Genomic DNA, 11304 nt, shown 5'->3' with positions numbered 1-11304 from the left:
CAACCCAGATCAGGCATCTGTTGAGGGCGTTGGGATGGGCCGATGGACGGATACCGACGACGGCCACGAATGCCTTCGCGCAGCTATTGCTGCGCCATCGACCTCACGAAAGCACTCTCGTCCAGCTCGTTCCACCGCGTTGCCAGCAATGCCGACTCACCGAGCAGAATGCGATCCAGATCGACTCGGTATCGACCGGATTGGATATCCGCACCCGACACGATGAGTCTCGCTGCCAAAGCAGCCGTCGAGCCGGCCGCGTTCGCGGCCGTTCCGAGCTGAGGCCATGACGGCAGTGTCCGTCCGACTTGGGTGAGCGAGTATCGAGTGCGCGGGGTCACGTCGCTCCCGACGATTGCGTTGGCCAATCGCGTTCGGTTCGCGGGTTCGTTGAGTTCGGACCCGCTGCACGCTGTCAGATCCCCGGCTCGACCATGGAACGGTGGGTAGTCTGCGTCGCGGTCATAGCGCTCGACGTCGAGAATGACGTTGTCGCCATTGTCAGTTGCCATCACAACGGGAATTTGCAATGCGCGGGCCTCGAGACGAATTGCCAACTTCATCGCGAGATCGTCCATCTCCTCCACCAGTACCGCCACCCGTTCTCCGCCCGACGACCGTAGAAACGTCCCGTCCGCACTCGTGTAACCGCCAGGAAACCCGGACACGTCCGAATACGGATCGATCTCCAAGATCCTTCTCTGTGCAAGAATCACCTTCGCCACGCCCAGGTCGCACACCGAACCCTGAAGCCGGTTCAGGTTGCTCGGGCCCAGGGTGTCGGGGTCCCCGATATGGAAGCGACGGGCGCCGGTCAGCGAACATACCGCCGCTACCGACGATCCGACGCTCAGCCCCACGATTCCGATCAGGGCCGAGCCCCACGTGGTTTGCTCGTCGTTGTCGAGTAGAAAACGGTTACGCGCGGTCCGCAGACGGTAGAAGGTCTCACTGTCCGGAAGACGAACCAGGGTCGATCGCCATGGGACGTGAATGAAGCGACTTGCACGATCTACGACACGCTCATCATTCCAGTCGAGCGGCAGGGAGCTGAACGCATCTATCGCGATGAGCTCCGACCGCGCGGTCGCCCAACCGTCGACGTATGTCAGTCCGAACTCGGCTCGGCGTAGTTTCTTGATCCTGGCCGCATCCTCGATGGGGTGAAGTACCTCGATCATTGTCCACTCACCTTCTGAATGTGACGTAGCTTGACGTCTACTTCGAAGCCATCACTGGCGAACATCCCGAAGGTGACCTTCGGCTCGGCCAGCGTTCCCAGAAGACCGTGTAACTCCTCGAATTCGCTGCTAGCCGCGACCAATGCATCCACGACTACGGTCTTGATGACGTGCGCGCACGCAGCATCTGGCCGCTCAGACGATCCGACGCCGGGCCGCAACTCCACGTGCAGAGACAATCCGTCACGCAAATCTTCTTGCGCAGTAGTTGTCATGAAAAACTTCCCCGTGACGGTGTTCGACAGCCTCGGGTCGGAGAGAGCCGTCCGAACAGGCTCGGGATATATATTGACCGCGTAGAACGACACTGCGATGTCGGCCCGACGCTTCAGCACGATGAAGCCCGAGAGCGCACTCGAGGTCGCAACGTCGACGGTGTGACCGGCTTCAAACAGCCTGCGCCGCATCTCTTCCGCGCTCAACACCTCGCCGATGTCGTTGATTCGGTATCGAATCAACGGAATGGTGTTGTCGACCGTGAACAGCAGGAATCCGTTGTCATCGGTCTCGACGAACCGCATCGACGCGTCGTATTCCACCAACGTCGCCGACGCTGCAGTGCCGCCGAATATCGATGCATCGAGCTCAGCGTCCCCGACGGCCAAGCGTCGAACAGCGATGGTCGTCGGTGTCTCGTGACCGATCATCCCCGCATCCGCAGTTCCGTAGACCAAGCAGATGTCCTCGGGAGTATCGGACTTACCGACCAAAGCGAGTATTCCGTCCCGCCAGGCCTCGCTGATGCTTTCGCCGGCCAGAAGAAACTTCAGATCCTGGTCGAGTACCTGATGACCTGCTCCATCGAGTACGTCCCGGACAAAGGGTGGGTACCCGGCGATCAGTACCTGTTCGTAATGACGACCGAGCGACGCAATGTTCTCCCGAACGGTATCCACATGAACACCGGGCGTCACCACTGACACCGGAAAACCCCGTTTGCGAAGTTCCTCCACTGCCCGCATCGTGTAGATGCCGCCGATCCAGTTGCCCATCGCCAAGCACACCACGAGCAATGTCGACTTTCGGTCGGCTCCCTGCTGCCGCAGGATGCGCTCGTGGAGATCGACGCTCTGTTGCAGCGACAGTTCCCCGCGTGGCCAGTTCGTCGGATTGCCCGAGGACCCCGAGCTCGACGACCACAGGCATGCGGATGCAACATCTCCACCCGGAATCAACTGCGGGAGAGAGTACATCGAGAGGTAGTTCTTCTTGGTCATGGGCGGAACGTGCAAGAAATCCGCTGATGTTCGCACGCCGTTCGGGTCGAATCCCAGGTTCATCAGCAAATCCGGATACGCGTCGGTGCTGCGGACCGCCTTCCAGAACGTGTCCAACGCCCCGTTCACTCCTGCAGCGCTCCGTGTCGACTGTGTCAACGACATGGCCGAGTTCCTTTCGTGGAACAAGACGTGGATCGTCTTGCTGCACGGGATACCGAACCCCCGAAACGTCTTTGGGCCGACTCACAGTCACGCCTGCTCTGTCAGACGATCGACGTACAGACAACACGGCAGGCAAATGGAATCCTGATCTCCTGCTGACACTCGCCCGGGGGTACGGCTCCAAAGATTCTGGCTCATCCAATGTTTCAGACAGAGGTGTATGTGCGAACGAATGCCAACTTGGCCTCCGTCATCCTTGCGGACGCCACTGTTGCTCATGCGCAACAGCTAGCCGTCCAGGCTCGGGCCGCGCAGGTTGCGCGAGAGCAGGCCGATATCGAAATTGCCCGCATCGACGCCGCACAACGAGCCGAAAATCGGAGAATGCAACGTTCGGCATTCCTTCGACGGGTGCGCGGGCAGGGTTTCAGCTTGATGTTCGTGTCGGTTCCGCTGTGGGTTCTGACTCCGGTCGTCGGGTCGATCCTGACGGTTTTCAGCGACAACATCACTCAGACGGTATTCCTGTCAGGTGACAGCGGTGCGACCTCTGGCAGCGGACCGGGCACGCTGTACGGGCTTCTTGCCAAGCTGCTGATTGCAATGATCGTGTGCCTGGTCGGGTTGGCTTTCGTCTTTCCTTATCCGGATGGCGAAGAGGTAATTTCTTCAGCGGGTATCGGCGGGTTCGCACTCGGCGCTCTACTCCTCTTTTATCAAGCACTGGCAGGCTCGGGGTCGGCAGCGAGTTGGTGGTGGCCTCCCCTGTTCGCGGTGGCAGGCCACCTCGTGTTCGGCGGCATCAGAATGTCTGCCGCAACAGGAGCCGAAGCCGAGCCGTTCGCCAGGATGCGGATATGAGCGGCCCCAAAGGAATTCAGTACGAGATTGCACTGGAACGGCGTCGCGCCGAAGACGCAATGCAGAAGTGGCGCGCGCTGAACGGACGCGTACAGGCTTTTTCGTTGAGATGCGCCGCCGTCAACATGAGCGACGTTCGTGTCGTTGCCGGTGCGGCCCCGGCCGGGACGTCCGCTGCCATCGAGACAGCGTGCGCGGCGCTGGAGCGAACGCTGGCTTCGGCGCACACCAGGTTGGAGTCCCAACTGAGCGCGCAACGCTCGCAACGAATCACCCACAATCTGGGTGCGATTCTCGAAGAACTGGACCAGCGAGAATTGGCAGCCTCGGCGTTGGCAGAGGACCCTCGGTCCAAGTCTCCACACACCGTCATCGAAGTCGCGGAAAAGGTCGATATCGGGAACAAGGTCGATATCGCCGACCGTGTTCGACGAGTCCTGTCGTCGTTGGTCGAGCAGTCCGATGAGCTGGAGACGACGGCCGCAGGGGTCCTGCGTGCCTCGCCTGCTCGCGCTCGGTTACTTCTCTCGGACTTGAGCAGCCGGGTGAACGCAGCCAACCGCCGATCCCAGCAAAAGATTGACAACCGCGGGCAGATCGAAGAGATCAGGTGCGAAGCTGCCTTGTTGCTCGACCGCAGTCGAATCGACATGCTCCTGGACAGCGCGGACCATGCGCTCGAATCCGATCTGGACCCGACACCGTCGCTGACCTCTGCCCGGGCAACGCTCGCGACGCAGTCTGCTCTCGAACGGGAAGAGCGGGATCAGGCCTTCGTGCTGGGAGTAGTCACCGAATCCCTTGTTGAACTTGGCTATTCGGTGTCTCCTACTGATCTCGAAACGCCGACTTCAGTAATGTTCAAGCGCTCCGGTCCACGGACTCATGCTGTGACGGCGAATGTGAGCGACGGGGAGATCGGGCTGCGTACAGTCAGGACGACCGCCACAACCGACAGGGGTGGCGATCTCGCCGCCGAACAGCAGATGTGTTCGGATCTCGATCCGCTCATCGAAGCACTGCGAGCACGTGGGGTGACGCCAGGCAGAGTCCGGGCTGTACCGGCCGGCGTGACTACTCCGAAGCTAATCACCTCGACCATTGCAGCACCGGCAACAGTCAAGCCAGCGCAAGTCAGTACGCGTCGTATGCGGGAGAACGAACGGACACGACAATGACGCCGGACGCCGGCTCGATCGACGAGTTGCCGGCGTGGTTGCGCGAGATCGACGTGGCGCTGGCCGCGAACCCTCAGATTCTCGTCACCGGGAATCAGCGCGACCTGGTGTTGTTGCCGCGGCCGCAGTCTCCGCACCCTCGAGTGTCGTCGGTTGTCGATGCCGTCATCTCGCTTCTGTCGACGGCGGGTCACACGAGCGTGATCGTCGCCGACCCAGTCGACGGTGCGAGGTCGGCGATCGACTCCGACGGTGTCGCCGCGGACATCATCGCAGCGGCCGCACCGTCGGCCGAGGACGAACGTCTGCTGGACTGGCTGCCGCGTCTACTGCGGTCGGTGGTCATGTCCACACTCCCATGCTGCGTGGTAATCGACAGCGCGTCCCGTCTCACTCCGGACTCTGACTTCTCAGAGCCTGCCATGCACACGTTGCTCGTCACCGCCGAGAAGCTTCTCGTCACCGCGAAACGTGTCAAAGTCACCGGACCGCATCGCACTCCGCTCTACAACACAGTGGTATGGCTGCTCGACCGCGAGAGCGACCTTCCCCACTGGCTGATAGGCGGCGAGCTCGCCCGCGTCGTGTCCATTCCCGCGCCTGGGATGTCCCAGCGCACAATCATGGCGGCGAGCCACGTGGCGTCTCTGCCAGACGCACCGGAACCAGGGCCACTGTTCGACGACATCGTGACTCGATATGCATCTCAGACGAGCGGGCTGACGCTTCGCTCCATCCGCGAGATCAACCGTCTGGCGATCGACCGTCTCATCCCTGCAACCGCTATCGAGGACGCCATACGCACCTTCCGAGTGGGCGTCCCCGACAACCCATGGCAGGATCCGGCGCTACGTAAGCGAATCAAGGACGGGCCGAAGCATCTGGAAGGGAAAGTACTCGGTCAGCCTGCGGCTGTTCGTAAGTCGGTCGACATATTGATCCGGTCTGCCATGGGCCTGACGGGTGCGCACGCGTCGTCGGGCGGGTCTCGCCCTCAGGGCGTGCTGTTCTTCGCGGGCCCGACAGGCGTGGGCAAGACTGAACTGGCAAAGGCCATTGCGGCACTGGTATTCGGCCGGGAGGACGCGTTCGTTCGATTCGATATGAGCGAGTTCTCCTCCGAACACGCCGAAGCCCGCCTCATCGGGGCTCCGCCCGGGTACACCGGCTTCAACAGCGGCGGCGAATTGACCAACGCTGTGCGACAGCAGCCGTTTCGTCTTGTTCTCTTCGATGAGATCGAAAAGGCCCACCCCAGAATCCTCGACAAGTTTCTGCAGATCCTGGAGGACGGACGGCTCACGGATGGCACCGGTGCAACGGTGTTCTTCTCCGAGACCCTCCTCGTGTTCACCTCCAATCTGGGCGTCTACCGAACCGACGAGTTCGGCACCCGGGTGCCTGTGGTGCCGCGCGGTTCCGAGTTCCGCGAGGTCGAGAGCGCAATCAGAGAAGCGGTCGGAGATCACTTCACCAAGGAAATCGGTCGGCCCGAACTACTGAACCGGATCGGCGACAATATCGTCGTCTTCGATTTCATCTCGGAATCAACTGCGCGCCTGCTTGTTCCGAAGTTCGTGGATAACGTCGTCTCGCGAGTGGCTGACGCCACGGGAATCGACGTGGCAGTCTCTGACTCTGTCCATCAACGATTGATCAGCGAGGCTCTGACCAAGCTCGATTTCGGTGGGCGAGGCGTCGGAACGACGGTGGAGTCGCTTCTGGTCAACCCATTGGCGAGAGCGTTGTTCGACCTGCCCTACGGCACGGAGTCGGTGACCGTCTCGGAACTGGGAGCGGACGCCGGCGGGTGGTCGGTGGTTCTCCGATGACGTCGATGCTGCTCTCCCGTCTGCACTATCCAGTGCACAACCTGGGATTCGGTCGCCGGGCGGGCATCTGGTTTCAGGGCTGCACCATCTACTGCAAGGGGTGTGTCTCCCGGGATACCTGGCCGTTCGATCCGTCGAGCGGTGTGCGCATCGATGATGTTGCGCAGTGGCTGCGCAGCATTCCCTTCGACGCCATCGACGGAGTGACCATCTCAGGGGGCGAGCCGAACGACCAACCCGTAGCTCTCACAGAGTTAATAGCGGAAATCCATAGATGGCGCTCGTGCACAACACAACCGATCGACATCCTGCTGTACTCGGGACGGACGCCTCAAGAGCTCGGAGACAGGTTCGATTGGATGCGCGGCAATGTCGACGTGCTCGTCAGCGGTCCTTACGTTGCCGCCGGTGCGACGGACTGCGCACTGCGTGGATCGGCGAATCAAATTGTCCACACCTTCAGCGAACTGGCGCGTACCCGATACCCCGCCGACACGCTCGAGAGTGACTACTCCGGTCAGCGAAGAGACATATCGGTTCACGTCGACGCGGAATCGATCTGGATGGTGGGCATTCCCACCGACGGCGACATGCGCAAGCTCGAACAACAACTCGCTTCACGAGGCGTGGATCTCAGGAGAACCTCATGGCTGACCTAGCTCCCGATCTCGTCGTGTGCTGCGGTCGAACGTTCGACCGCAATACGTACTCACAGTGCACGATCGACGGATCGGACTTGTGCGATATCGAATCGGAGCCGCAGGCCGTCGTACCGCCTCCACCCGATCCAAGGAAAAATCCCGTCGTGCCGAGCCCGCGCACGACATTGGATCCATCAGGCTCTCGGGGAAAGTTGAGGTTGGTCACGTGTGGCACCATGCTGGTTCTCGATGCAGGACAGTCCCTTCCGGTCGGTCGTGACGACGACTATCCGACCGCAGATGTCTTCCGTAGTCGGACCAACGTGAGCAGATACCACGCAGTCATTCGGTTCGACGGGCAGCGACTCCTCGTCACCGATACGCAATCGAGCAACGGAACCTTCGTCAATGACAAGAAGATTCCACCTGATACCGAGTACGAAGTTCGGCCTGGGCAGAAGTTGAGGCTGGCAGCCGATGTCGACATCGACATTCACTGGGAGTCCTGATGCGCATTCGTGTTTCGGCAATCACCCACCGTGGCCTCGAACGATCCGGCAACGAGGACTGCATCGGCTGGAACGGATGGTCGATGCGAGGCCCCCAGCCCGGCCTGCTGGTATCCGAGTTCGAAATCACGGCGCCGACGGCGATCGTGGTCTGCGACGGAATGGGCGGGCACGAGGGCGGCGAAGAAGCGAGCCGTCTTGCGTGCGAGATAATCACCGATCCTGAGGCATTCACCGGTTTCGACGGGGTCGCTGTGTTGGACCGAGGCGCTGTGCTGGACCAACTGGGGACGATGCTTCAGAACGCGTCGGACGCCATCAATGACGTCGGTGACGCCCGTCCGGAGCTCGCGGGAATGGGGTGCACCGTAGTCGGTGTCGTCATCGACCCAGCTGGACACTCCGTGGTGTTCAACGTTGGCGACTCGAGGTGCTATCAGGTGGACGGAAGATATCTGACCCAACTCAGCGTGGACCACAGACAGGCAGGGTCCAACGTCCTGCAGCAGGCCCTCGGAGGAGGCAAGCGACTGATACTCGAACCCGATTTCTTCGAGTCACCCCTTCCCCAGTCCCCTGGACTACTGCTGTGCACGGACGGTCTCGACGACTATTCGGACCCCCACGATGTGGAACGACTTGCACTGGCCACCGGCACCGACCTCGTCACCGAACTGCGAAATCTCGCGTTGGCAGGCGGCGGTGGGGACAACGTGACCGTAGTTCAAATCGAGGCCGTCGCCCCTCTGGATCATCGAGCCGACACTGCCCCGACGTCAGACGCCAACGAAATCAACGCGAACAAGGTAGGAACAGCATGGCCGATGTGACACGTCTCGACCCGATCGACGGACCCCGAGCCCCGAAGATCAATTACACCAGGCCACCGTCTACTCGCACGCGACTGGACAACAGTTCAGCGCCGCCCACCAACCTCGATGGGGGCACGCCGACCGCCTATCTGCGCGAACGGCTGCCACCGGGCCTGGATGCTCGCTTCACCATGGTCAGGCCACTCGGTGACGGCGCCGAGGCATCTGTGTGGTTGTGCACGGATGAGAAGGGCAACGAGGTAGCCGTCAAGCTCTACCGCCACGAGCCCAAATATGCCCTTGAATTCGGTTCGGAAAAGTACCGCACTCACTTCCCGTCCGAGGTCGCGGTTCAGCTGCTCGAAGCACCGGGTGTCGACCATGGCGTGCACTACGAACTCATGGAACTGTGCCGCTTCGGGACCTTGGAGTCATACTTGGCCGACCGCGGCGGGTTCGGCACCAACAAGCATGCAGTGGAGATACTGACCCAGATTGCCGACGCGATCCACGGCATGCAAGGGGCTGGGGGTGCCAACCGACTTGTTCACGGAGACATCAAACCCAAAAACATCCTCGTACGCACCGATATCCCGCTCGACCTGGTGCTCGCTGATTTCGGATTGACGGTCGATCTCGGTGACCGGTCCAGGCTCACCAACCTCGGGCTCGGCACGATCGCCTTCAATGCACCTGAACTCATGAGGTACAAGACAACTGCCGCCGACTGGTGGAGCCTCGGCATGGTGATGTATCAGGTCTTGCTCGGGCGGGGGTACTTCCAGCTGGACAACGGATCCTGGATCGACAATCGCACCATCGAAAGCCACCTACTGTCCCGTGATGTTTCTCTCTCGGAGCTCGATGACAGCAAGGTTCGACCCGAGCATCTGAAGCGCTGGCGGATGTTGTTGGCGGGCCTGCTGACTCGTGACCCGGATGTTCGTTGGGGAATGAACGAGGTCAAGTCGTGGCTGGACAACAAGTCGCCGAAAGTCCACCGACCCCTCGACGACGCCGCACGTGGAGACGAACCAGCCGTCGGTCCGTCGGCCGTGCACCAGGCGTCCACCTCCTATGCACTGCCAGGGGTCGGAGAATTCTTCGATGCGGCAAAACTCGGCGCTGCGATGTCGTCGAATCCCGAAGTTGCCGCTCGCTCTCTGGCAGGCAAGGGACGTCAGCGGCTCATCGACTGGTTGACGGGCTCCGCGCGAACCGGCGAAACCTATTCCGAGGTGACCTCCCATGGCAGCAAGTGGGGGCCCGATGAGTTGGTTCCCTACTTCGTCGCGCGCCTCGCACCCGCTGCTGATGTCATCTACCAGAGCTGCAACATCAGCACGCCGAGCCGGCTACGAAAACTGGCCGACAGCAACGGAAACGACGATGCGATCGAGAAGCTCTACGATCACGACCTTCTGGGTTGCATCAACTCGGGCAAGTCCCGAACCTCGTACAAGATGATCGACGCGAATTGGCATGACATCGCCGAACAGGCCATCACACTTGCGCAGGCGAAGAACATCCCTATCGAAAGTTCGGCGCGCAGTCACATCATTCGCCAAAGTCTGCTTCTTGCCGCGTCCGACGAGACCGTTGTGGACGAGTTCGTACGCCAGGTACGGTCACGCATTGACGGGCCGCAGTTCGAGTTTGCGAGCGAAACTCCGTGGTTCGCTCGACTGCGAAGTGAGGCACAGTTGTGACTACGCGTTCCAACGACACTTTGGCTGCTGTCGTACTCGCGGACGCGACGGTCGAACTCGCCCAGCAGCAGGCTGCTTCCGCTCGCGCTCAGGTTGCCGCGAACGACCTGGCGGAAGTTCAACGGCTCCAAGAGATCGAACGAACTCGGCTTGCCGGGATCGAAGCGACCCAGCGGCTGCAGGCCAACCGAAGGCGGGGTACGGACTTTTCGGCGATTACGCTCGCAGGCGGTGCCGCCGTCACCGTTCTCGGCCCCTATCTGCTAGGTCACTATCTGCTGCGTAGTACCCCACTACTCGTGCCGGACCCTGCGGTATACGACGAGCGGGCGCGAGGTTTGGGGGATCACTTTCTGCCCGACTATCTCGGTGGTCTGGCGGTTGTCGTTGCCGTGCTTGCAGTGTTTTTGCTTGTGCGGCCGTGGGCGTTCCGGCAGCCCTCTGTGATTCTCGGGTGGGTTCTGGCGGTAGCACTGATCGTGATCCTGATTCCGACGGCCATGTCGCAATGGGCCGACGCGGAGGCCAAAACCGTCGCGTCGCTCCGGGAGACCTCGTATCCGTTCGCGGAAGAGTACATCGATTGCTACAGCTGGGATTTCGACTCCGAGAACGGTGCGTCGCAACGCGAATTGTGGCAGGTGCATCTCGGCCGTACCCGCGGCACCGACGTGGAAGGGTGCAATCGAATCAATGTCTATCGAGGTTGGATCTTCGTCGGCTCATTCGATCTCGGCAACGGCGACACTTTCACCGGCGATATCGTGGTGAACATGCCAGACTGGACCGAGCCCTTGATCACCAGCGGCTCCACCAACGTGTACCAGATCTCGCGCGAACCCATGAACCCTCTTGCTGTCGGTGTGGATCTGACCACCGAATTCGGCGGTCACATCCGATTCACACTCGACGGTGCGGCCAACAATCTGTTCACCGTCGCGTGATACGCCCACCCGACCGAGCCGAGACACTGTGCGGTAGAGCTTAATTGACAACCGAAAGCCCTCACCGAGCGTGGTGAGGGCTTCGTGATCGATCGTGTATTGCTCCGGCGCTACTTCCAGAACCCGCCGTGCTCGTTGCACTGCGAACCGGTGTTGTTGCATTTGCTGCATGTGAGCTTGCCGGCCAGGCCGCTT

10 protein-coding genes are annotated in these 11304 nt (G+C 61.0%); 8 read left to right on the top strand and 2 right to left on the bottom strand.

The features are described 5' to 3' along the window. Positions 1–83 precede the first annotated feature (83 nt). On the bottom strand, positions 84–1181 hold the full coding sequence (locus CH296_RS18190) for a ThiF family adenylyltransferase (RefSeq protein WP_094685417.1): 1098 nt from the start codon (positions 1179–1181) through the stop codon (positions 84–86). Continuing rightward, positions 1178–2623, bottom strand: a complete 1446-nt coding sequence (locus CH296_RS18185; protein ID WP_143546381.1) for a phenylacetate--CoA ligase family protein — start codon at positions 2621–2623, stop codon at positions 1178–1180. Before CH296_RS18185 ends, CH296_RS18190 begins: the two co-directional genes overlap by 4 nt. Positions 2624–2863: 240 nt before the next feature. Here CH296_RS18185 and CH296_RS18180 point away from each other — a divergent pair, with 240 nt between their 5' ends. From CH296_RS18180 to CH296_RS18145, 8 genes are all read left to right on the top strand, one after another. Beyond that, positions 2864–3484, top strand: a complete 621-nt coding sequence (locus CH296_RS18180) for a hypothetical protein (protein WP_179277765.1) — start codon at positions 2864–2866, stop codon at positions 3482–3484. Further along, complete coding sequence (locus CH296_RS18175; RefSeq protein ID WP_094685414.1) at positions 3481–4662, top strand: hypothetical protein; 1182 nt, start codon at positions 3481–3483, stop codon at positions 4660–4662. Before CH296_RS18180 ends, CH296_RS18175 begins: the two co-directional genes overlap by 4 nt. Continuing rightward, positions 4659–6494, top strand: a complete 1836-nt coding sequence (locus CH296_RS18170; protein WP_094685413.1) for an AAA family ATPase — start codon at positions 4659–4661, stop codon at positions 6492–6494. The genes CH296_RS18175 and CH296_RS18170 overlap by 4 nt, the downstream gene beginning before the upstream one ends. Continuing rightward, positions 6491–7153 carry a 4Fe-4S single cluster domain-containing protein gene (locus CH296_RS18165; RefSeq protein ID WP_094685491.1) on the top strand — a complete coding sequence of 221 codons (663 nt, stop codon included), beginning with the start codon at positions 6491–6493 and terminating at the stop codon, positions 7151–7153. Before CH296_RS18170 ends, CH296_RS18165 begins: the two co-directional genes overlap by 4 nt. A gap of 218 nt (positions 7154–7371) precedes the next feature. Beyond that, on the top strand, positions 7372–7644 hold the full coding sequence (locus CH296_RS29000; protein WP_179277764.1) for an FHA domain-containing protein: 273 nt from the start codon (positions 7372–7374) through the stop codon (positions 7642–7644). Continuing rightward, positions 7644–8474 (top strand): PP2C family serine/threonine-protein phosphatase, encoded by an 831-nt coding sequence (locus CH296_RS18155; protein ID WP_094685411.1) that lies wholly within the window; start codon positions 7644–7646, stop codon positions 8472–8474. Before CH296_RS29000 ends, CH296_RS18155 begins: the two co-directional genes overlap by 1 nt. Further along, positions 8462–10165, top strand: coding sequence for a protein kinase (locus CH296_RS18150; protein WP_094685410.1), 1704 nt, complete (start codon positions 8462–8464; stop codon positions 10163–10165). Before CH296_RS18155 ends, CH296_RS18150 begins: the two co-directional genes overlap by 13 nt. Beyond that, positions 10162–11109, top strand: a complete 948-nt coding sequence (locus tag CH296_RS18145; protein WP_094685409.1) for a hypothetical protein — start codon at positions 10162–10164, stop codon at positions 11107–11109. Before CH296_RS18150 ends, CH296_RS18145 begins: the two co-directional genes overlap by 4 nt. The last annotated feature ends 195 nt before the right edge of the window (positions 11110–11304 follow it).

It is taken from the genome of Rhodococcus sp. 14-2496-1d (assembly GCF_002259365.1).
Taxonomy (GTDB): Bacteria; Actinomycetota; Actinomycetes; order Mycobacteriales; family Mycobacteriaceae; genus Rhodococcoides.
Note: the sequence above shows the minus strand (reverse complement) of the source record. Positions and strands in the feature narration are given on the sequence as shown.